The sequence below is a fragment of the Pseudoflavonifractor capillosus genome, assembly GCF_016902575.1.
GTDB lineage: Bacteria > Bacillota > Clostridia > Oscillospirales > Oscillospiraceae > Enterenecus > Enterenecus capillosus_A.
On record NZ_JACSNZ010000030.1, the window covers coordinates 1 to 21,854 of the forward strand.

The 21,854-nt window shown below is 59.3% G+C and carries 14 protein-coding genes, 3 tRNA genes and 1 other annotated feature; of the genes, 4 read left to right on the forward strand and 13 right to left on the reverse strand.

From position 1 onward, the window contains the following. Nucleotides 1-284 precede the first annotated feature (284 nt). The 5 genes from H9X86_RS08875 to H9X86_RS08895 form a co-directional block, all read right to left on the reverse strand. Nucleotides 285-360 (reverse strand) — tRNA-Val (locus H9X86_RS08875). A 5-nt stretch (nt 361-365) separates the two neighbouring features. Further along, nucleotides 366-440: transfer RNA gene (locus tag H9X86_RS08880), tRNA-Glu, on the reverse strand. Between the two features lie 64 nt (nt 441-504). Then, nucleotides 505-581 (reverse strand) — tRNA-Met (locus H9X86_RS08885). An 803-nt stretch (nt 582-1,384) separates the two neighbouring features. After that, nucleotides 1,385-2,815, reverse strand: a complete 1,431-nt coding sequence (locus tag H9X86_RS08890; protein ID WP_204901181.1) for a glycine--tRNA ligase — start codon at nt 2,813-2,815, stop codon at nt 1,385-1,387. Nucleotides 2,816-2,873: 58 nt separating this feature from the next. Next, nucleotides 2,874-3,090: a binding site (T-box leader), on the reverse strand. A 30-nt stretch (nt 3,091-3,120) separates the two neighbouring features. Continuing rightward, nucleotides 3,121-5,073 (reverse strand): LTA synthase family protein, encoded by a 1,953-nt coding sequence (locus H9X86_RS08895; protein ID WP_204901182.1) that lies wholly within the window; start codon nt 5,071-5,073, stop codon nt 3,121-3,123. Between the two features lie 200 nt (nt 5,074-5,273). Here H9X86_RS08895 and miaB point away from each other — a divergent pair, with 200 nt between their 5' ends. From miaB to H9X86_RS08915, 4 genes are all read left to right on the forward strand, one after another. Next, entirely contained in the window at nt 5,274-6,695 is a 1,422-nt protein-coding gene (miaB, locus tag H9X86_RS08900; RefSeq protein WP_204901183.1) for a tRNA (N6-isopentenyl adenosine(37)-C2)-methylthiotransferase MiaB, read from the forward strand. 251 nt (nt 6,696-6,946) lie between these two features. After that, on the forward strand, nt 6,947-7,450 hold the full coding sequence (locus H9X86_RS08905) for a hypothetical protein (RefSeq protein WP_204901184.1): 504 nt from the start codon (nt 6,947-6,949) through the stop codon (nt 7,448-7,450). Next, nucleotides 7,443-9,554 (forward strand): penicillin-binding transpeptidase domain-containing protein, encoded by a 2,112-nt coding sequence (locus tag H9X86_RS08910; RefSeq protein WP_204901185.1) that lies wholly within the window; start codon nt 7,443-7,445, stop codon nt 9,552-9,554. The genes H9X86_RS08905 and H9X86_RS08910 overlap by 8 nt, the downstream gene beginning before the upstream one ends. Nucleotides 9,555-9,582: 28 nt before the next feature. Beyond that, on the forward strand, nt 9,583-10,953 hold the full coding sequence (locus H9X86_RS08915; RefSeq protein WP_346011456.1) for an MATE family efflux transporter: 1,371 nt from the start codon (nt 9,583-9,585) through the stop codon (nt 10,951-10,953). Nucleotides 10,954-11,075: 122 nt separating this feature from the next. Here the strand turns inward: H9X86_RS08915 and mobA are convergent, their stop codons facing one another. From mobA to H9X86_RS08955, 8 genes are all read right to left on the reverse strand, one after another. Continuing rightward, nucleotides 11,076-11,651: a molybdenum cofactor guanylyltransferase gene (gene mobA / locus H9X86_RS08920; protein ID WP_204901186.1), complete on the reverse strand. Its 576-nt coding sequence runs from the start codon at nt 11,649-11,651 to the stop codon at nt 11,076-11,078. Between the two features lie 205 nt (nt 11,652-11,856). After that, entirely contained in the window at nt 11,857-12,579 is a 723-nt protein-coding gene (locus tag H9X86_RS08925; protein WP_204901187.1) for an ATP-binding cassette domain-containing protein, read from the reverse strand. Beyond that, nucleotides 12,566-13,333 carry an amino acid ABC transporter permease gene (locus H9X86_RS08930; RefSeq protein ID WP_204901188.1) on the reverse strand — a complete coding sequence of 256 codons (768 nt, stop codon included), beginning with the start codon at nt 13,331-13,333 and terminating at the stop codon, nt 12,566-12,568. The genes H9X86_RS08925 and H9X86_RS08930 overlap by 14 nt, the downstream gene beginning before the upstream one ends. A gap of 81 nt (nt 13,334-13,414) precedes the next feature. Next, on the reverse strand, nt 13,415-14,233 hold the full coding sequence (locus tag H9X86_RS08935) for an ABC transporter substrate-binding protein (protein WP_204901189.1): 819 nt from the start codon (nt 14,231-14,233) through the stop codon (nt 13,415-13,417). A gap of 180 nt (nt 14,234-14,413) precedes the next feature. Continuing rightward, nucleotides 14,414-15,235 carry a GNAT family N-acetyltransferase gene (locus H9X86_RS08940; protein WP_204901190.1) on the reverse strand — a complete coding sequence of 274 codons (822 nt, stop codon included), beginning with the start codon at nt 15,233-15,235 and terminating at the stop codon, nt 14,414-14,416. Then, nucleotides 15,228-16,136: a DUF2156 domain-containing protein gene (locus H9X86_RS08945; protein ID WP_204901191.1), complete on the reverse strand. Its 909-nt coding sequence runs from the start codon at nt 16,134-16,136 to the stop codon at nt 15,228-15,230. Before H9X86_RS08945 ends, H9X86_RS08940 begins: the two co-directional genes overlap by 8 nt. 209 nt (nt 16,137-16,345) lie before the next feature. Continuing rightward, nucleotides 16,346-20,392, reverse strand: coding sequence for an alpha-L-fucosidase (locus H9X86_RS08950; protein WP_243416907.1), 4,047 nt, complete (start codon nt 20,390-20,392; stop codon nt 16,346-16,348). A 254-nt stretch (nt 20,393-20,646) separates the two neighbouring features. Beyond that, nucleotides 20,647-21,854 (reverse strand): hypothetical protein (locus tag H9X86_RS08955; protein WP_346011457.1); only part of this gene is annotated, 1,208 nt, incomplete at its 5' end.

Consider the following 21,854-nt stretch of genomic DNA (forward strand, 5'->3'; position numbering starts at 1 on the left):
GTGGCCTTGGGTCGCCCTTTGACCCAAGGATGCATGCAGCGGGCTGCATCTCCTCGAAAAAATGCTTGCATTTTTGAGAAGCGTGTCGAACTTTTTCGACACGCTAAAGGCACCGCAGAACCCCTTCTGCGGTGCCTTTTCTCTGTCTTTTGAGACTCCTATCCACCCCGCCGTTTGCCTGGCATTGCCCTGGTTTCCGGGCGTGGCAAGCTGTGTTGGGGGAAAGCCTTATGAATAAAAAGCAGAAAAGAAAAATCCTGAATGCATTTGCATTCAGGATTTTCTGGTGGAGACTACAGAACTCGAATCTGTGACCTCTTGCGTGTGAAGCAAGCGCTCTACCGGCTGAGCTAAGCCTCCATATATGGTGACCCGTACGGGACTCGAACCCGTGTTACCGCCGTGAAAGGGCGGTGTCTTAACCGCTTGACCAACGGGCCATTGTTGCCCACAGCGGGCGCTAGGTTGGGTTCCCGGAGTGGCGGCCATTGCCGCCTCTCCGGGTGGTAGCGGCAATGTGATTCGAACACATGACACTACGGGTATGAACCGTATGCTCTAGCCAACTGAGCTATGCCGCCGTAAGTCGTACCCAACAGGGCAAGGGATAGTATAGCCGTTTTCTCCCCAAATGTCAACACCTTTTTTGAAAAAAGTTTTAAAAATTTACGTAACACAAGATTTTGTGTCGTAATAAAAATCTGGCACAGGATTCTGTGTCAGCTCTCCCGCTCCCTTATCCTTGGCGCAGACCAGCGCCCCAGCCGGGGGACGCTCCGCTGGGCCCCATTTCTCCCACGTGGAGAAATGGGGGAAAGAATCGCCAAAGGCGGGGCCTTCCCCCGCCTTGTGGAATCCACCCCGCGGTACTAGGTGTCCCTGCGTCTTTCTCTTTTCAGCCCTTAGCCCGGTGGGGTCACATAGATGGCTTGCCGTTCTATGGTTTGGATTCACTTCTCTGCTGGTGTGTACTTCTATTGCCAGGGCCTTACTCTGGTGCGCCGCTGTTCCCAGCTATCGGAAGCCTGGCTCCCGGCGGCGGGAACGCCGCTTGGCCAGGGTAGGCCCGGACATGGAAACTGCCCAGCCATAGGGCCAGCTGCCAGGATAGCCTGGTGTGGTAGCAGTAACAGGAGCCACAGCAAGGGTGACGGGCCGAACCTAGGCTTGACGCAGTTCCAGCCTCGTACCCCAGGGAGGTCCTTAGGGGGGAACGCCCTAAGTGGCTTTTCGTCCATTTTGGCCAGTCAAAATGGACCCCAGCGGAGCGCGTCTCTCCTCGCCAGGGGAAAAGCTACGCCTGAGACACAGTAAAAAGGCAAGCTTTTTGAAAAAAGACCAGGAGACAGCACCGTCTCCCGGTCTTTTCCATGGATGAATTGTCTTAGTAGGCCAGCTTTTCGTCCAGCCAGGCCTTCAGCTGGTCGATGGGCACACGCACCTGCTCCATGGTGTCACGGTCCCGAACGGTGACAGCGTGGTCGGCCTCCTCGGTGTCGCTGCCCACGGTCTGGAAGTCCACGGTGACACAGTAGGGGGTACCGATCTCGTCCTGGCGGCGATAGCGCTTGCCGATGGAGCCGGCATCGTCGAAGTCCACCATAAAGTACTTGGACAGCTCGGCCTGGATCTCCCGGCCCTTGTCAGACAGCTTCTTGGACAGGGGGAGCACAGCCACTTTGTAGGGGGCCAGAGCGGGGTGGAGGCGCAGAACAGTACGCACGTCGTCCTTGCCGTTTTTGTCCTGACCCACCACTTCCTCGTCGTAGGCGTCCACCAGGAAGGCCAGAGTCACACGGTCAGCGCCCAGGGAGGGCTCGATGACATAGGGGATATAGTGCTCGTTCTTCTCCTGGTCGAAGTAGGTCATGTCCTTGCCGGAGGTGTTCTGGTGGGCGGTGAGGTCGAAGTTGGTGCGGCTGGCCACGCCCCACAGCTCGCCCCAGCCGAAGGGGAAGACGAACTCGAAGTCGGTGGTGGCGTTGGAGTAGTGGGAAAGCTCCTCGGGGTCGTGGTCACGAAGGCGCAGATTCTCGTCCTTCACGCCCAGATCCAGCAGCCACTTGTGGCAGAAATCTTTCCAGTAGGCAAACCACTCCAGCTCGGTGCCGGGGGTGCAGAAGAACTCCAGCTCCATCTGCTCAAACTCACGGGTGCGGAAGGTGAAGTTGCCGGGGGTGATCTCGTTGCGGAAGGACTTGCCGATCTGGCAGACACCGAAGGGCAGCTTGCGGCGGGTGGTGCGCTGGACGTTCTGGAAGTTGACAAAGATGCCCTGGGCAGTCTCAGGACGCAGATACACGGTGTTCTTGGCGTCCTCGGTGACACCCTGGAAGGTCTTGAACATCAGGTTGAACTGGCGGATGTCCGTCCAGTTGTGCTTGCCGCAGGAGGGGCAGGGGATCTGGTGCTCGTCCACAAAGGCCTTCATCTCAGCCTGGCTCATGGCGTCCACCGGCTTGCCCAGCTCAAAATTGTTCTCCTGGCACCAGTCCTCAATGACCTTGTCGGCACGGAAGCGCTCCTTGCACTCCTTGCAGTCCATCAGGGGGTCAGAGAAGCCGCCCACGTGGCCGGAGGCCACCCACACCTGGGGATTCATGAGAATGGCGCAGTCCAGGCCCACGTTGTAGGGGTTCTCCTGGACGAACTTCTTCCACCAGGCCTTCTTGACGTTGTTCTTCAGCTCCACACCCAGGGGGCCGTAGTCCCAGGTGTTGGCCAGACCGCCGTAGATCTCAGAGCCGGAGAAGATAAAGCCACGGCCCTTACACAGATTGACGATCTTTTCCATGGTTTTCTCGGTGTTCTTCATGTGCTACACTCCTTCATTCGTTGGTTGCTGACCCAAGAAAAAACGCCCTGAGCCAGCGGCTCAGGGCGAACAAAATGTCCGTGGTTCCACCTGAATTCGCACAAACCTGTGCGCACTCTCACCCGATAACGGCGGGGGCCGGTGACGCCTACTGGGTTTCCCGTTGGGGTCACAGCTCGGGAGGGCCTTCCCACTGGGCCATCGGAGGATTTGCACCAACCATCCTCTCTCTCACGCCCCGGCTCCAGGGTACTCATCTCCGTCTCAGCAGATTAGTGCCACTGTATCACGTTTTCCAACCGGTGTCAAGGCGAGATTTGCCCCAAAATTGGGGTGGTAATTCGTTCCCCGTAGAGGGTGTCGTCCAGCAGGGTGCTCAAAAGCCTCAGCTTCTCCCCGTCCTCCCCCTCGTCGGGGGGCATATAGGACAAGGTGCCGTCCTGGGCCAGACCGTACACCCAGGTGTCGTTGAGCCGGGTGTGGGACAGGTTTTGCAGCAGCTTCCAGTACACCGGCTTTTCCGCCCCAGCCATGTTCAGCAAATCCACCCCCAGATAGTTGGTGCCCCGGTCCACGGTGTCCCCGGGCTGACCGGGCAGATACTCCGGGTCGTTGGACCAGATGAGATAGTCGGTGGAGTACAACTCCTTCATCTCCTGGCTGGACCAGCGGCTGTAATCCGCCGAGCACATCCCCAGCTTGGAGTACACTGTGCCACCGTCGGTGAGGCCCACCCCAGGCCGGTGATCTCCGAAGAAGACAATGATGGTGGGCTCCTCCTGCTCCCGGAAGTAGTCAGCCAGCTCCCCCAGGGCCTGGCTGGCATCGTGGGAGCCTTGACACACCGCCTGGAGCATCTCCCGGGCCTGACCCTTCAGGTTGGTCTGGAAGGTGACAGTGAGCTCCTCAGGGCTGTATTTTGTGCTGTCGTAGGGGGCATGATTTTCCATGGAAATACCGTAGAGGAATTGGGGGCTGTCCCCCTTTCCCTTCTCATACAGATCTATGAGCAGCTGGGACAGGTAGGAATCCGAATAGAAGCTGCCCTGCCGCTGTTCCTCCAGGTAGCCTTCATCCCCAGCCTTGGGGTCAATGGCGGCAAAGTCCTCCTGGAAGTAGCTCTTGTCAAAGCCCATGGCCTCAAACATGGGGGTGCGGTGGTAGATGGAGTCGTTGTACATGTGTACCATGGTGGTGGAGTACCCGTTGTCTGAGAGTACCGAGGGCACCGAGGGCAGGCGAGAGAACACCTCCGGCTCCATGTTGTACAGATCCTCCCCCCACAAAAGACCGGTGTTCATCCCCGTGAGGATCTCCAGCTCGATGTTGCAGGTGCCATATCCTAAACTGCGGGTATAAAAAGTGCCGGATATTCCCTCCCGTTGTAGGTCATGGAAGGCGGAGAGGGGGTCTCCGTCATAGGCCACCCCGGGCAGCTGAGTCACATCAAAGAAGGATTCCGAGAGGATGAGGATGATGTTGGGCTGCTTGTCCACCTGGGTGTCCGACTCGCCCTCTGCCAGCTCCAGGGCCTGGGCCGCAGCCTGTTGGAGCTCCTCAGGGGTGGCAGAACCCTCGTGGAAGGCCATGTACACCTGGTTCAGGGTGCCCCGCCACAGGCCCAGCAACACCCCGGTCTCCCGGTTCACAGCGGCCTGGGACAGCTTCTGGTCGATGCCTACCCCCAGGGGGGCGAAGAAAATCACGTTGGCCAGCACCCCGTACACCAGCACCAGAGCGGCGGTACAGCCCGCTCCCGCCCACAGGCTAGGCTTGCGCTCCAGGCGCACAGGGTAGAGCAGCAGAGATACCAGGATTAGCCACACCACCAAAACCAGGATGCACCCCAGACTCAGGGGGGAGAAATGGATGGAGGAGGCGTTCAGCTCGGTGATGTCACCCAGCTGGTCAATGAGGAGAAAGTCCTGGATGGTCAGGGGCACCGAGGTGATCAGCGCCTTGAAATAGCTGCAAAACACCATAATGGTGGGGGCCACCCCGGTGAGAACGGCGCCGGCCACAATGGTACGGGTGAAAAAGGTGACAAGTCCTGTCACCAGCGCCAGCAGCCCCACCGTGCACCAAAACCAGCCGGAGGCCAGGGCAGGGAGCATGGAAGCTGCGCTCTGGTGGACGATGACCTGGGCCACCAGGGCCACCACCAGGGCGTGGAGAAGCACAGCGGCAGGCAGAACCACCTTTGCCCCGCCGCAGCGGCGCAGAAGGGCCTGCCGAAGGGTGTCTGCGGTGTGTAACATAAAAGATCTCCTTGTTCACAAAAGGCAGGGATGGATGGGACACAATTTGCTTTACTCTATCACTTTGACAACCCACTGTCAACGACTAAGACCTGGAACTTGACGAAAGGGGAGAGGAATGTGTCCTTTCGTCTTGTTCTGACGGCATTTCCGTGATATAATGCTTTGTTATGAATTTTAGTATACTGGAGGAACTCCCCATGGAGAGAAAAACCCCCGTCATCCCCGCCCAGGATGTAGCCCGGCAGCGGAAATATTGTCAGGAGATCCGGGCCATCAACGCCGCCCACGCCGCTCCCCCCACCGCCTTTGTGGACACCTACGGGTGCCAGCAAAACGAGGCGGACTCGGAGTTGCTGCGGGGGATGCTGTGCGAGATGGGCTACGAGATCGTGGACAGCGGCGACAACGCCGACCTCATCCTCATCAACACCTGCGCCATCCGGGAACACGCCGAGCAGCGGGTGTTTGGCAACGTGGGCGCCCTGGTCCACGGCAAGCGGCGCAACCCCAACCAGATCATCTGCCTGTGCGGCTGCATGGCCCAGGAGCCCCATGTGGTGGAGCGGCTGCGCCAGTCCTATCAGCATGTGGATCTGGTGTTTGGCCCCCAGGTGCTGTGGCGCTTCCCCGAGTTTATGCGCCGCATCTACCTGCGCCGGGGCCGGGTCTTTGAGACTGCCCCCGCCGAAGGGGCCATCGCCGAGGGCCTGCCCGTGCGCCGCTCCGGCAAGATCAAAGCCTGGGTGTCCATCATGTACGGCTGCAACAATTTCTGCACCTACTGCATTGTCCCCTACACCCGGGGCCGGGAGCGCAGCCGGGAGCCGGAGATCATTTTGAATGAGATCCGGCAGCTGGTGGCAGAGGGGTATAAAGACATCACCCTGCTGGGCCAGAATGTCAACTCCTACGGCAAGGATCTGGGCACCGGCATGGATTTCCCCACCCTGCTGGAGCAGGCCAACGCCATCCCCGGAGAATTTCTCCTCCGCTTCATGACCAGCCACCCCAAGGACGCCACCGAACGCCTCTTTGACGTCATGGCAGCCTGTGAAAAGGTAGCGCCCTGCATCCACCTGCCCTTCCAGTCCGGCAACACCCGGGTGCTTAGCGCCATGAACCGCCGCTACACCCGGGAGCAGTATCTGGAGAAGGTGTATGCCCTGCGGCAGCGCATCCCCAACGTGGTGCTCACCAGCGACGTCATCGTGGGCTTTCCCGGGGAGACCACTCCCGAGTTTGAGGACACCCTCTCCCTCATTGAAGAGGTGCGCTACGACGCTCTGTTTACCTTCATCTACTCCCCCCGCAAGGGTACCCCCGCCGCTGAGATGGAGGATCCCATGAGCAAGGAGGAGAAATCCGCCAACTTCAACCGCCTGGTGGAGGCTCAGAACCGCATTTCCCTGGAAAAGCACCAGGAGTATATCGGCACCGTGCAGCACTGCCTGGTGGATGGGGAGAGCGAAGACCCCCGCAACAACCTCAATGCCCGCACCCCCGGCGGCCGCCTGGTACACCTCAACGGGGATGTGAGCTTGGTGGGCCAGTTTGTGGACGTGAAAATCACCGATTGCTCCACCTGGGCACTGTTTGGGGAAACTTATTTGAATGAATAATGAATAATTGTGGTGTGCCGCAAGCGGCACGGATTTTATTCAGATGCAGAGACTAGAGGGCTTTGCCAGGCCGGAGGGATTGTTGACACTTGGGTAGCGTCAACCCCTCAGTCAGCCTGGCGGCTGACAGCTCCCCTGACTCAGGGGAGCCTTTGGAGTACGCCGTTACTCTGGTAGAAAGACATACCATCGAACATGCATTCTTCATTATTCACTATTCATTATTCATTTCCTGAAAGGAAGGTGCCGTTTTGACCCGCCGTGATATCGTCTTAAAAGTGCTGGCCTACGGCATCACTCTGGTGCTGCTGGCCCTCATGAACTACTATGTTCTGCCCCTCACCCCGCTGCCTGTGCCCCTGCTGCTGCCGGTATGCACGGTGGCGGTGGGCTGCCTGGAGGGCGGCCGATTCGGAGCCGGTCTGGGCGTGGCTTCCGGGCTGCTGCTGCTCACCCTGGGCCATGGGAACTGGGGCCATGTGGCTGTGCTGTGTTTGACGGGCTGGCTGTGCGGCCTGTTGGGGCAGTATGTGCTGCGCCAGGACTTGTGGGGCCACGTGATCTGTTGCGTGATACTGCTGGGACTGTGGGAGGCATCTCAAATGCTGTGGGTGCTCACCCAGTTCTCCCCACCCCTGCCGGTGGTTCTCTCCCTGGCCGGTGGGGAGGCTCTGGTCACCCTGGTGTGGGCCTTTCCCGTGTACGGTATGAATCGGTTTTGCTGTGTCCATTACGGAAGGATGTATCATGAGTAGATTTATTGACTTTTACTCCAACAACAAAGATACCCACACAGAGGACGAAGGACATCGTCTGCGGGTGCGTTCCACCCTGCTGATGGTGTTCTTCGCCTGTCTTCTTTTGGGCTTTTTCACCGTGCTCTACCGTTTGCAGGTGGTGGAGGGGGAACAGTGGCGGGCCAACGCCAACTACAACGTCACCCAGTCCGAGACGGTCAACGGGGTCCGAGGTGAGATCCTGGACCGGTATGGCCGGGTGCTGGTGTCCAACGCTCTGAGCTATTCCGTGGAGTTGGACATCTCCCTGATGGGCGATCACGCCAACCAGATCATCTCCCAGCTGCTGGAGCTATGCCAGCAGGAGGAGGTGACGTGGACGGACACCCTGCCCATCTCCCAGCAGGCCCCCTGGAAATACACCAAGGACGACAACCTGTTTGCCTACATCTCCCAGGGGGAGGATGGTGAGGAGAAGATCCTGCCCACCCAGCTGGGCCGCTTGGCAGAGGAGTATGACTGGGTGGAAAGCGCCGCCAGCGCCAACCTCACCGCTCAGGAGCTGATGGAGGCCATGTGCGAGAGTTTCTCGGTGGAGACGGAGGAGATCACTCCCCAGGTGCGGCAGCTGCTGGGGGTGCTCTATGAGGTGGTACTGCGGCAAAAACAGATCAATTACAACACCTATACCTTTGCCACCGATGTGTCCATCACCTTCATCACCCGGGTCAAGGAGCTGGGGCTGCCTGGTGTGTCCATCGTCTCCGCCACCAGCCGGGTGTACAACACCACCGCCGCCCCCCATGTGCTGGGGCGGGTGGGGCTGATCAGCGCTGAGGAGTGGCCCACCTACCAGGCGTTGAACTACCCCATGAACGCCTATGTGGGCAAGGACGGGGTGGAGCTGGCCTTTGAGAACTACCTCCACGGCACCAGCGGCATCCGGCTGCTGGAGACGGACGAAAACGGGACGGTGATCAGCCAGCAGTGGAAGACCGAGCCGGAGCCGGGCAACCATGTGGTGCTCACCCTGGACAGCACCTTACAAGCCCACACCGAGCAGCTGCTGGGGGATTTTGTCCAGGGTCTGGACACCCCTGCCGGTGCCGCTGCGGTGGTGGTGGATATGAGCGGGGGCGTGTTGTCCCTGGCCTCCTACCCCACCTATGACCTGTCCACCTACACGGAAAACTACAACGACCTCATTGCAGACCCCAACAAACCCCTGCTCAACCGGGCCACTCAGGGCGTCTACGCCCCCGGCTCCACCTTTAAGATGGTCACCGCCGTGGGCGGTCTGTCCGAGGGGATCATCTCCCCCACCGACACCACCTACTGCTCCGGCGTCTACACCTACTACCCGGATTATCGGCCTCGGTGCTGGATCTACAATCAGGGCGGTTCCCATGGCACCGAGACGGTGAGCGAGGCCATCACCGACTCGTGCAACATCTTCTTCTACGACCTGGGCCGACGGCTGGGCATTGAGAACCTGGTGAAGTACGCCACCGCCTTCGGCCTGGGCCAGTACACCGGTATCGAGCTGCCCGAGGCCAAGGGTACCGTGGCCGGGCCTGAGACCACAGAGAAGCTGGGTGGCGTGTGGTACGCCGGTCAGACCCTGTCGGCGGCCATTGGTCAGGACAACAACCAGTTCACCCCCATCCAGCTGGCCAACTACGTGGCCACACTGGTCAACGGAGGCAACCGCTACGAGACCCACCTGCTCAAAGAGGTGAAATCCAGCGACTACTCCCAGGTGGTGTACGAGTATGAGCCCCAGCTGGCGGCCACCATTGACATTGACCCCGAGGACCTGGCAGCGGTGAAGAAGGGTATGTATGACCTGTCCCAAACCGCCTCCATGGCCCGGTACTTCTCCAAACTGCCTGTGACGGTGGGATGTAAGACGGGTACTGCCGAGGTGTCGGGTACCGAAGCCAACGCCGTCTTTGTCTGCTTCGCCCCCTTTGACGATCCCCAGGTAGCCCTGTGCCTGGTGGCGGAGAAAGGCGCCTCCGGCAGCAAATTGGCCTCCCTGGCCGCCTCCATCCTGGAGCAATATTTCTCCGCTCAGGACAATCTGGGCCAGACCACCCAGGAAAACACCCTGCTGCACTAAACTCTCTGTCGTTTGGAGGAAATGTCCCGTGACCCCTGCACAAAATGACTTTTCTCAAGGCTCCATGTCCAAAAACATCCTCTCCATCGCCATACCCATGACGGTGGCCCAGGTGGTGAACATTCTCTACTCCCTGGTGGATCGGATGTATATCGGCCATATCCCCGGGGTGGGCCACACCAGCCTCACCGGTATGGGACTGACCCTCCCTCTCATTACCATCGTCATGGCCTTTGCCAACCTGGGCGGCATGGGCGGCAGTCCCCTGTGCTCCATCTACCGGGGCAAGGGGGAGAACGAGCTGGCCAGCACCATCACTGGCAACACCCTCACCCTGCTGCTGTGCTTTGGCTTCGCTATCCCATTGCTCACTCTGCCCTTTTTGAAGCCCATTCTGGTGGCCTTCGGAGCCAGTGACGCCACGCTTCCCTACGCCCGGGACTACATTTTCATCTATCTGCTGGGCACCCCCTTTGTCACCGTGGGACTGGGCATGAACCCTTTCATCAATGCCCAGGGCTTTGGCAATAAGGGAATGCTCACTGTGATGCTGGGGGCGGTGGTAAACCTGGTGCTGGACCCCATTTTGATCTACGGGCTGAACATGGGAGTGAAGGGTGCCGCTCTGGCCACCATCATCGCCCAGGCCTGCTCGGCGGTGTGGGTGCTCAGCTTCCTCACCGGAAAACAGTCTCTCCTCCCCCTGCGCCCCTGCCACCTACGGCCTCGGTGGGCCCACCTGCGCCGTATCATCACCCTGGGCCTGTCCGGCTTTTTCACCAGCTTGACCAACTCCCTGGTGCAGATCGTGTGCAACAAGGTGCTGCACATCTACGGCGGCGACCTGTATGTGGGGGTGATGACCGTCATCAACTCCCTGCGGGAGGTCACCTTCATGCTGATCCAGGGCTTTGGCAGCGGGGTCCAGCCGGTGCTGGGGTATAACTACGGGGCAAGAGAGTACAAGCGGGTGTGCGTGGGCATTCGCTTTGCGGTGGCGGTGACAGTAGGCTATTCCGCCCTCATCTGGCTGGTGAATATGCTGGTGCCCGGACTGCTGATCCGCATCTTCAACGACAATGCCCAGATGCTCCAGGCCGGTGTCCCCGCCCTGCGGGTATACTTCTCCATGTTCGTTTTCATGGCCCTGATGATCTCCAGTCAGTCCATTTTTGTGGGGCTGGGCCAGGCCAAGAAGTCCATTTTCTTCTCCATCCTCCGCAAAGCAGTCATCAACGCCCCTCTCACGGTACTGCTGGCTTACCTGTGGGGGGTGAACGGAGTGTTCATCGCCGAGGCTGTGTCCCAATTCATCTGCGGCTTCCTGTGCTTTATCACCATGTACCGCACCGTCTACCGCCCCCTCTCCCATGGGCATAATTTTGCTGGGGTGGCCTGAGGCAGTTTTCCACAGCTTCCACAACTTCCACAAAGTTTTCCACAACTTGTTCAAATACAATGGCCCCCTTCCCATATATCTTGGGAAGGGGGCCGAAATTTTACTTTCTTTGTATGTATCTGTCAGATCAGACGTTGGGCCTCTTCCAGGTCAGCAGGGGTGTCCACGCTGCGGAAGGGGGCGGTATCCTCCAAGGGGATGTACACCGTGTTGACCCAGTTCAGCAGGTTGTGGATGTCGTAGTCTCCGTTGAGCATCATGGTCTCGGCATAGGACATACACCGCTTGCGGTACACGCCGAACAGGGGCTGAGGCACGCCGTCTATGGTATACACACAGGCATCAGCGTCGCCAATGGCGTCCCGGAGCACATCTGCCTGGGCAGGGGTGAGGAAGGGGAAATTGACTCCCACCAGCAGCATCCAGGAGGTTTCGCAGGCCCGCAGACCTGCATGGAGTCCGGACAGAGGGCCACGGTCGGGGTAAATATCCGCCACAGCCAAGGTATTTGCAGGGGCCAGAGCCTTCCGCTCCGGGGCTCCCACGGACAGCTGTACGCCGCAGCCGTAGTCTTTCCAGGTGTCCACCGCCCGCTCCAGCAGGGTTTTCCCGCCCAGAGTGACCAGGGCTTTATCGGTACCCATCCGCTTGGACGGGCCGCCTAACATGATCTGGACCGTGAGTTCGCTTTTCTTCATTGGGAACAACCTCCCATTGCCAAGAGTAATCATGAGGATAGTATAGCACACCCGGAGCGGGTGTGCTATACCAAATTTGTGAATTTTCACAATTCGCTTTTTCCAGGAGCATTGGGCCCAACAAAACGCTGTGGCTTGCAGATACCCCGTCACGCAAATAAAAACCCCTTCTGTTGGCCAGATGGCCCACAGAAGGGGTAGAAATTTACAGAACTTTGGACAAAAACTCAATGGTGCGGGGATGCTGGGGGTTGGCAAAGAACTCCTGGGGCTTGTTCTCCTCCAGGATGTGTCCCCCGTCCATGAACAGCACCCGGCTGCCCACCTCCCGGGCAAAGCCCATCTCGTGGGTGACCACCACCATGGTCATGCCCTCGTCGGCCAGCTGGCGCATCACGTCCAGCACCTCACCCACCATCTCGGGGTCCAGGGCGGAGGTGGGCTCGTCAAAGAGCATCACCTTGGGGCGCATGGCCAGGGCCCGCACAATGGCGATGCGCTGCTTCTGACCACCGGAGAGCTGGTTGGGGTAGGCATCCGCCTTCTCCTCCAACCCCACCCGGCGCAGCAGCTGGGTGGCGGTGTCGTCCGCCTCCTGCTGGCTCATTTTCTTGGTGCGCACGGGAGCCAGGGTGATGTTTTTCCGGATGGTCATGTTGGGGAACAGGTTGAAGTGCTGGAACACCATGCCCATCTGCTGCCGCACTGCGTCGATGTCACACTTCGGGTCGGTGATATTCACCCCGTCAAAGGTAATGGTGCCGGCGGTGGGGGTCTCCAGCAGGTTCAGGCAGCGCAGGAAGGTGGACTTGCCCGACCCCGAGGGGCCCAGGACCACCACTTTTTCCCCGGGGTGAATGTGCTGGCTCAGGTTGTCCAGCACCAAGTGCTTGCCAAAGGACTTGGATAAATTTTTAACGTCGATCACTTTGACGCAGCCTCCTTTCCAGCTTGCCCTGGAGCCAGGTGAAGATCAGTACCATAATCAGGTACATGACAGCGGAGATCAGCAGGGGATACATGGCCTCATAGGTCTTACTGCTGATGGCCTGGGCAAAGTAGATGATCTCTTTGCCGGAAATCACCGAGATCAGGGAGGTATCCTTGAGCAGCACGATAAACTCGTTGCCCAGGGCGGGTAAAATGGCCTTAAAAGCCTGGGGAATGACGATAAACCGCATGGTGTCCACATAGCCCAGCCCCAGGGAACGGCCCGCCTCCATCTGGCCCGGATCCAAGCTCATCAGGCCGCCCCGGATGATCTCTGCCACGTAGGCGCCCGAGTTGATGCCCAGGGTCAAAGCACCCACCATGGTGAGATCCCGGGTGGTGGAAAAGATCACCAGACCCATAATCATCAGCTGCACCAGCATGGGAGTGCCCCGGATGACGGTGACATACACCCGGCAAATGACGTTGACCAGCCCCAACAGGGGGTTGTGGTGTCCCGGGCGCTGCTGGTCGTGGGCGGTGCGGATGGTGGCCACCAAAAGGCCCAGAAAGACGCCGATGCACAGGGCGATGACGGTGAGCTGGATGGTCATGCCCAGCCCCTTGAAATACATCATCCACCGGTCTTCCATGAACCAGGCCCGGTAAAATTTCAGGAAAGCGTCCTGCAAAAAGCTGACGTCCCCTTTGGGGATCTCGACCCAGGTCTGATACAGCTGGTCAATACCCATACGATCACTCCTCTACTTCTATAACATGCCGGAAAAGGGGCGGTGGGAACCGCCCCTTTCCGACTCTTTTGTGTACTTGTGTTAGTCGGCCTTGATGTGGCTGTTGATGATGGAGTCCACAGTGCCGTCGGCAATCAGCTCGTCCAGAGCCTTCTGGACAGCCTCCTGCAGCTGGGTGTTGCCCTCAGCCACAGCGATGCAGTAGTCCTCAGTGACCCACTCGCCGGAGAGGATGGTCAGCCCCTCGTTGGCAGCCACAAACTCCTCAGCAGGAGCCTGGTCGATGATAACGGCATCCACCTGGCCGTTGACCAGAGCCTGCACGGCGGTGGCGCCGCTGTCAAAGCCCTTCACAGCGTCCTCACCGTAGCCGCCATTCTCGGGGGTGTCGGAGGCGTAAATGTAGCCGGTGGTGCCACGCTGAGTGCCGATGAGCTTGCCATCGCCCAGGTTGTCCAGAGTCACGTCAGAGCCTTCCTTGACAATGACCACCTGCACACCGGTGGCATACTTGGTGGTGAAGTCCATGGTCTCGTCCCGCTCTTCGCTGTAACTCAGACCGGCCAGCACCACGTCAGAGCGGCCGTTCTGCACAGCCATCAGGGCAGCGTCAAAATCCATGTCGTCGATAACCAGCTCCAGGCCCAGCTTCTCAGCAATGGCATAGGCCAGCTCCACGTCGATGCCCTCAAAGCCAGTGCCCTCATAGCCCTCGCCGTCGGCCACGGACTCATAGGGGGGGAACTGAGCGTTGGTGGACATGATGAGCTTGCCGCTCTCCACCGTCTTCAAACCGTTGTCGTCGGCAGCTTCCTTGTTGCTGTTGCCGCCGCAGGCAGCCAGAGAGGCCACCATGCCAATGGCCATAGCCATGGCTGCGATCTTTTTCCAAACCTTCATATTCACTCGTCTCCTCTAATCCATGTCTTTCATCCCCATCCGGGGTGGTTGATTGCCCTGATTATACCGCTTGGATGAATAAAATGCAAGAGGAAACCGGAATTTTCCCTATATTTATCCAATATGACTGGATATGAGTGAATACGTATTCATTTTTATGCAGAATTTCTGTATATTCTATCAATCCAGAGCCAGACCCAGATACCCCCGGGCCAGCTGCTGCCAGGCCGCAGGGGGCTCAGAGAGCCAGCGCAGGGCGCCGAAGGGCAGCCCGTCCGCCCGTCCGCAGGGGGTGCGCAGCTCGCCACGGCCCTGGCACAGGTGGGAGATGGCACGGCCACCCGCTTCCTCGTCACCGGGCAGGCACAAAAGCTCCTTGACGATGCAGTGATCCCCCCAATCCTCCACCACGGCGCAGGCTGGGCCGTGGGCCAGCTCCAGGCGATAGCAGCTGCCGTGGAGCTGAGATTCAAAGGCCACCTGGCCAGAGGTGTGGACAATATGGGGAATGCCTCCCAGCAGCTCCTCCCGCAGGGTCACATAGTCCTGGGGACTGATCTTCTCCAGCTTCCCGGCCTGGGGCTGGGGCAGGGGGGTGCGCTGGTGATAAAAGGCGGGGGAGAAGCCGTTTTTGCCAAAAAAGTCAAAGAGGGATGGCTGGGCCGGGACCGTACACACAAAGTCCAGGCCCTGCTGGGCAGTATACTGGGCGGCGTAGTCTATGAGTCGGGCAGCGCAGCCCTTACCCCGAGCCTTGGGGTTGGTGGCCAGGGCGTATAGATAGGTGCCCCGACACACCGTTCCTCCAGGCACAGCCAGAGATACCGGGGTGAGGGCCAGCATACTCTCCACCTGACCATCTTCCACCAGCACCAGCGGCCCCTGGGGGGCACACTGGGCGTAAAACACCTCCTGGGCCTGAGGGGTGTCTCCAAACACCTGCTGCCACAGTCCATGGGTCTGCTCCCGCTCCTGGGGCAGGGCCACTCTGCACTCAGACATGGTCTGCCTCCCGCACGGTGTATTTCTCCAAAAGGAGTTCAGGATAATAGGACAGCTTGGCTTTTCTCAGCCCTTCCAGCCCCAAATCATCCTCCCGGTTGAGCCATTTCACCTGGGGGTGGCGCTCCCGCACCATCCGGGCCATTTCCCGGGCGATGGTGGGGTAGGAGCCTTGAATGTCCGCAAAGGCCTTTTCAAAGTGGACGTTGAAGCACTCTGGAGTGGTGAGGCTGCCCAGGGAGAAGGCCACCGGACGGCCACCGGCGGTGATAACGCCGCCCTCCATCTCCAACTCGTCCATGTGGTACAATGCCTCAATGATGGCCACCGTCTCGGCGCTCAGGCTCTTGTCCTCATTGGCGTCTCGCAGGTTGGCCCACTCCTTTTCCATGTCCAGGCACAGCTGAAAATTTTCCCGGGTGATGGGGTGGAACATCCAGTCCGGGTTGTTGTCGTCAAAGCGGCGGATGTGGTTGCGCTTCTGGTGCAGCTTTTTCCCCGGCAAGTCCGCCATTTTCTCAATGTCATACACATAGTCAAAGCTGTCCCGGTCTTCCTCAAAGGTAAACCGGCCGGGGAACTCCGCCTCCAGCTGCTGCCTCTGGTCGGGGGTGACACACACCATCACCAGGGGTACGCCCAGAGCCTTGGCATTGTCCTCCATCACCTTCAAAGCAGGCGCCAACGGGCCGGTTCCCGGGGGGAACAGGAAGCTCTCCCCCAGTCCGCCCAGCAGGCGCACCACCACCCGGTCACCCACCCGGCAGTATTCCTGGGGATAGGCCCCGCTCCACAGATACATGCTGTTGAAGTTGAACTGACAGCCCATGCTGCCGGTTTTCTGAAACAGGGGAGCCGCCCACTGGCGGTCTTCCAATTTTGGTGCAACAAATTCACACATAAAAAATTACCTCGTTGTTCCGCTTTTGCGGAGATTTAACCTTGTTATATATCATAGCATATTTCTAGGAAAAAGGCAAGCCATCCCCTAGCACCTCCCGGGGATGCCGTAGCGGGTCTCCTCCCCTTCATCATTGCCCACAAAAGTACCCCCCAGACCAATTTCCTGGTCTGGGGGGTACTTTTTGTTGTTGGTGTATGGCTTAGATCTTAGCCTCTGCGCTTGCGGGACACCACCACGGTGGCGCTCATCAGCATCACAGAAATGGCCAGGGCAGCCACATACAGCATCAGCTGGCTGTTGTCGCCGGTGCCAGGCACACCGCTGTCGGTCTTGTCCGCCACCACGTTGGCCAGCACATAGGTGCTGAAGTGCTCCAGGTTGGCGGTGACAGTGCGGGCGTCCTTGTTCACAGTGATGGCAATTTCCTCGGTGGTCTTGCCGTCGTCAGACACATAGAACAGCTTCAGGTTGTCCACAGACAGGTTCTCAGGGATGGCGAAGGTCATCTGAACCTTGCCGTTGGGCTGAACGGGCTTGCCGTTCAGGGTGGCGGTGATGTCCAGAATGGCGGTGTTCTTCATGTCAGCCACCACGTCCTTCAGGGCTTCCTTCACGGTGTCGTAGATCTTACCCTGGGTGACGCTCTCCACGGTAATCACAGTGTTTGCCTCAAACACCTTGTCGGCATTGCCCACTGTGATCCGGTTATCGGTGTTGTTGTCCACAGTGACACCGCCACCGGTGACAGGGGCGGAGGGCTCGGGGTCTACGGGAGTGGAAGGCTCAGGACCCACAGGCGTAGAGGGATCGGGATCAGGAATCTCGGTGGGAGGCACATAGTTGGGATCCTTGGCGCCGCACTTGGTGCACACGCCGTCCACATAGTTATGGCCGGTGGCCTTGATGACTTCGCCCTGCTTGACCACAGTGCCGCACACAGTGCACACCAGATCTCCGGTGTAGCCGTCGGTGGTGCAGGTGGCATCCACCTTGCCTTCCAGCTCAGTGGTGTGCTTTTCAAACTCGGCCTTGACGTTCACGTCCTCGGTGACATTGGCCACGGTGTAGGTGTTGCCAGTGACGGTGACAGCCTGGCCGTTCACCGTCAGGCTCTTCAGGTGGTAGCCAGCGTCGGGGGCGATGGTCAGCACCACGTCCTGGCAATCGGTGATCTGGTCACCCTCCAGGTCGGAGGTGACGGAGCCGCCATTGCCGGAGACGATGGTGACATCGTGCTTCTCATAGGTAATTTCCTTGGGGGTAATCACCAGCTTATCCAGCTGGGGAGAGTTCTTGGCGGGGCCGGTGAACACCAGGGTGCCGGCGCCAGCCTCCTCCACCACCAGGTCAAAGGTGACGGTGCGGGTGGTGGGGCTCTCATTATCCTGCTTGGCGCCAGCGCTGACGGAACCCTCGGTAATCTTGCCATTGGGCTCGCTCCAAGCCAGCTTGTTGGCAGTGGAACCGCTGCGGTAGGTGGCTACCACCTGGTAAGTACCGGTGCGGTCAGCCTCATAGGGGAAGGAAATGGAGTCGCCAGTGTTCAGGCAGTTGATGAATTCACCGTGGCTGGCCCAGCCGGCCTCGGCCACCTGGAGAGGCCACTGCTCATTGTCTCCGGTGTTGTTCAGCTGGGCAAACTCAGCCTCCAGGGTGTAGCTGGAGTCGGGCTGCCAGGGGAAGGGCACGGGATCCTGGGCGGTGTAGCCGTTCCGCTCCACCAGATCGGCCTTGGCCTCCACAATGGCCTGCTTGGCAGCAACCATCTCGTCCACAGTGGCCTCGCTCTGCTTCAGCAGCTCCTTACCGGATTCAACGGCCTGGGCATAGGGCTCCCAGCCCTGGGTGTACCATTCTGCCAGCAGCTCTTCCTCCACCAGGGCCACCAGGTCCTCACGGGCTGCGGTTTCGGTATCCTTAATGGTGATGGTGGCAGCATCCTCGAAGCCCAGGATCACAGCCGGATCGGCACAGCTGAGCTCGATGGTAAAGTACTGATCGCCGGTGACGTTGGTGTTGCGGCGGGTCTGCACCCGGGCGGTCTTCTCGGTCTCGCCGGGGCCAAAGGTGACGGTCTCAATCAGCTCGGTGTTGAAGTCGTCCTGAATGGCGGAGCCGGGATTGGGGGTCAGGGTGACGGTGACGGAGTTGTCGTTGGTGCCGCCCACACGCACCAGCTCGACCTCCATGGTCTCGTTCTCGTTCATGGTGTAGCGGCTCTGCTCAATGCCCACCATGCCCTTGCCGCCGTTGTTGATGGTGTAGGCGGCCTCAATGCCGATGGCCTTGGTCTTGACCACCAACTTGAGGGTGTGCTCTCCGTCGGTCAGGTTGGGGGACTCATAGATGTACTGGCCCAAGGCACGGGCGGAGGCGTTGGTGTCAATGGTGTCCACCTTTACGTCGTCGATGTAGATATCAGCCTGGCCGTGTTTGGGATCCTTGGTGCCCACCAGGTAGATCTTGGTGCCGGTGAAGGACACGGTGAACTCCGAGTTGGCGTTGGCATACTTGTTGGTGCCGCCCACAAACTGGGAGCCGGTCTCGTCGGTCCAGCCGGTGCCGAATTTGAAGGCGTTGGCATCGCTGATGTCAATGACATTCATGCCCACAGGAGCAGCGCCGGGCAGCTCAAAGCCGTCGCTGGCCTTGTACACACCCACCTCGCTGATCATGGGCACCTTGCCCTCGGGAGTGGACACGGTGATGCGGACCTGAGAGCCCTTCACCGCACCGGTGCGCACCAGACGCTTGGCGCCGATGGTCTGGCCGGACTGCATCTCGTGCCACTTGCCGTTGGCATCCCGGTACTCCACTTTGTAGGAGTTGATGCGCTGGCCGTTCTGGATGGCCTCTTCCACGCTCACCACGTCGAAGCTCTTCACAGCGCCCAGGTCGATGAGCAGGGTGCCGGAGTTGGTGCCGTCATTGGTGGTCCAGTAAGTATCGTCATTGCCGTCAATGGTGGTCATGGGGGAGAAAGCGGTGTCATTGTCCCGGACGCTGGTGGCCTGGACGGACTTGGCCAGGTTATCATCAAAGGTGTCCTTCACATTCTGACCAAACTCTGTGACCCGGTCCAGAATGGCCTGATCCACGGTGCCCTGGTTGTTGGGGGGCACATTGAGCAGCAGCGTACCGTTGTGGCCCACGGAGCGGAAGTACATATCCGCCAGGGCGGTGATGGTCTTGGGGGTTTTCTTCTGGGTACCCCAGAACCAGCCGGAGGTGATGCGGGCATCACACTCGGGCACTGTCCACTGGTTGCCGTTTTCCAGGCCCACGGTGTAGCCGCCCTGAGAGCCGCTGTCGATGGTGTTGTTCTGGTAGTTCACGGTGGACTTGGACCAGGTGTCGTCGGCGGCAAAGCCGTTCTCGTTGCCGATCCAGCGCACGGTGGTGTAGGCCTGGGCGCCGAAGAGCATACAGTCGGCGCCATATGCCCCGTTATCTTCGCCCTCATACTCTTGGATGGTCTCGAACCAGGTGGTAAAGTCGTACTCCTGGGCGTTGGCGCCGGAGCCCTTGGCGCCATCCATCCACACCTCACGGAAGTGGCCGTTGTTGCCGTAGATGGGGTTACTGAGGATCTCCTTCAGCTGGTTGTTGTAGTACTCGTTGTAGTCCAGCAGGTCCTCCTCCTTGTTGGTGGTAGGCTGCTGCTTGTTCTCGTCCTTATAATACCCGTAGCTGGGGTCATGGATATCCCAGGGAGACAGATACAGGCCCATGTCCATGTCGTACTTGGTGCAGGCCTCGGACAGCTCAGCCAGAATGTCGCCCTGGCCGTTCTTGTAGCTGGTGTTGGCCACATCGTACTCGGTGTAGGCACTGTTCCAGATACAGAAGCCGTCGTGGTGCTTGGCGGTGACGATGAGCATCTTAAAGCCGGCGTCCTTCAGAGTCTTGACCATGGTGTCAGCGTCGAAGTCGGTCTCCAGCTTGAAGATCTCATCGGGGGTCTTGTCCCCGTAGTGCTCGCCCCACTCGATCTCGTTGAAGGTGTTGGGGCCAAAGTGGCAGAAGGCGGACAGCTCAGCCTTCTGATACCAATACTGGTTGGCGTTGGGCAGCACATCATCCTTGGCGGGAGCTGCGGTACTATTGTCCGCCAATGTGCCGTTGTTCACATAAGTGGGGTCGGTGTCCGCAGCCTGAGCCGCCGGGAAACCTGCTCCCACCACGGTGGATGCCAGCAGAGTGCCCGCCAGGGCCAGAGCCAGACCACGCTTTGCAGGTCGCTTTCCTTTCATGTACATTCCTCCATTCTTCTCCACAGGTTTGTGAGAGGCACTATTGTGGATATTTTACCATAGACACCGGGGGCTTGGCACCTGTTTGTGTGAAACTATGCAATTTTGTAATGTTACTCATATATGCCCCTTGTTTATTGTGCACTATGCACTTGATTTTTTTATGTTGTACCCATCCACCTAAAAAAAGTACACCCCCCAGGGCGGAAATCCGGCCTGAGGGGTGTTGCGATAGAGCTCAGATATGGTTGGATTTAGCCTCTGCGCTTACGGGACACCACCACAGTGGCGCCCATCAGCACCACGGCAGCGGCCAGAACAGTCACATACAGCATCAGCTGGCTGTTGTCCCCGGTGGGAGGCACCTTGCCGCCCTCGCTGGCCACCACGTTGGCCAGCACATAGGTGCTGAAATGCTCCAGGTTGGCGGTGACGGTGCGGGCATCCTTGTTCACAGTGATGGCGATTTCCTCGGTGGTCTTGCCGTCATCGGAGACATAGAACAGCTTCAGGTTGTCCGCAGACAGGTGCTCGGGGATGGCGAAGGTCATCTGCACCTTGCCGTCGGGCTGAACAGCCTTGCCGTCCAGGGTGGCGGTGATGTCCAGAATGGCGGTGTGCTTCATGTCAGCCACCACGTCCTTCAGGGCTTCCTTCACAGTATCGAAAATCACGCCCTGGGTGACGCTCTCCACAGTGATCACAGTGTTTGCCTCAAACACCTGGTCGGCATTGCCCACGGTGATCTGATTGTCCGTGTTGTTGTCCACAGTGACATCGCCACCGGTGACGGGAGCGGAGGGCTCGGGGTCTACGGGAGTGGAGGGGTCAGGATCAGGATTCTCGGTGGGAGGCACGTAGTTGGGATCCTTGGCTCCGCAGTTGGTGCACACGCCATCCACATAGTGGTGGCCGGTGGCCTTGATAACCTCTTGCTCCACAAGGATCTCACCGCACACGGAGCACTTCACGCCATCGGTGAGGCCGTCCTGAGTACAGGTGGCTTCCTTTCCGGGGATGGTCTCCTGGGTGTGTCCGGTGGCCTTGATGGTCTCGCCTTCCTCTACCACGGTGCCGCACACGGTACATACCAGGTCGCCAGTGTAGCCGTCCTTGGTACAGGTGGCGTCCTTGGCGTTTTGCAGCTCGGTCTTGTGGCCCAGGGCCTCGCCAACGCTCTCGGTCTTGGTGTCCTCATAGGGCTGCTCACCAAAGGTTACGGTAGCGGTGTAGGTCACGCTGCCCGCCGCTTCGCAGGTGGCAGCTGTCTCCACCTTACTCACCTCTGCGTCCACAGTCTCGGTGTGGTTGCAGCCCTCTCGCTCACAGCTGAAGGTGGCCGTGGCGGTGTAACCGTCCTCGCTCTTTGTCCAGGTAAAGGTGGGCTCCCCGTAGGTGTGGCCCAGGGCCTCGCCGACGCTCTCGGTCTTGGTGTCCTCATAGGGCTGCTCACCGAAGGTTG

Coding starts and splice junctions, on each gene's coding strand:
- H9X86_RS08890 (WP_204901181.1), bottom strand. CDS start 2,815: ATGAAGAACACCGAGAAAACCATGGAAAAGATCGTCAATCTGTGTAAG.
- H9X86_RS08895 (WP_204901182.1), bottom strand. CDS start 5,073: ATGTTACACACCGCAGACACCCTTCGGCAGGCCCTTCTGCGCCGCTGC.
- miaB (WP_204901183.1), top strand. CDS start 5,274: ATGGAGAGAAAAACCCCCGTCATCCCCGCCCAGGATGTAGCCCGGCAG.
- H9X86_RS08910 (WP_204901185.1), top strand. CDS start 7,443: ATGAGTAGATTTATTGACTTTTACTCCAACAACAAAGATACCCACACA.
- mobA (WP_204901186.1), bottom strand. CDS start 11,651: ATGAAGAAAAGCGAACTCACGGTCCAGATCATGTTAGGCGGCCCGTCC.
- H9X86_RS08930 (WP_204901188.1), bottom strand. CDS start 13,333: ATGGGTATTGACCAGCTGTATCAGACCTGGGTCGAGATCCCCAAAGGG.
- H9X86_RS08935 (WP_204901189.1), bottom strand. CDS start 14,233: ATGAAGGTTTGGAAAAAGATCGCAGCCATGGCTATGGCCATTGGCATG.
- H9X86_RS08940 (WP_204901190.1), bottom strand. CDS start 15,235: ATGTCTGAGTGCAGAGTGGCCCTGCCCCAGGAGCGGGAGCAGACCCAT.
- H9X86_RS08945 (WP_204901191.1), bottom strand. CDS start 16,136: ATGTGTGAATTTGTTGCACCAAAATTGGAAGACCGCCAGTGGGCGGCT.
- H9X86_RS08950 (WP_243416907.1), bottom strand. CDS start 20,392: ATGAAAGGAAAGCGACCTGCAAAGCGTGGTCTGGCTCTGGCCCTGGCG.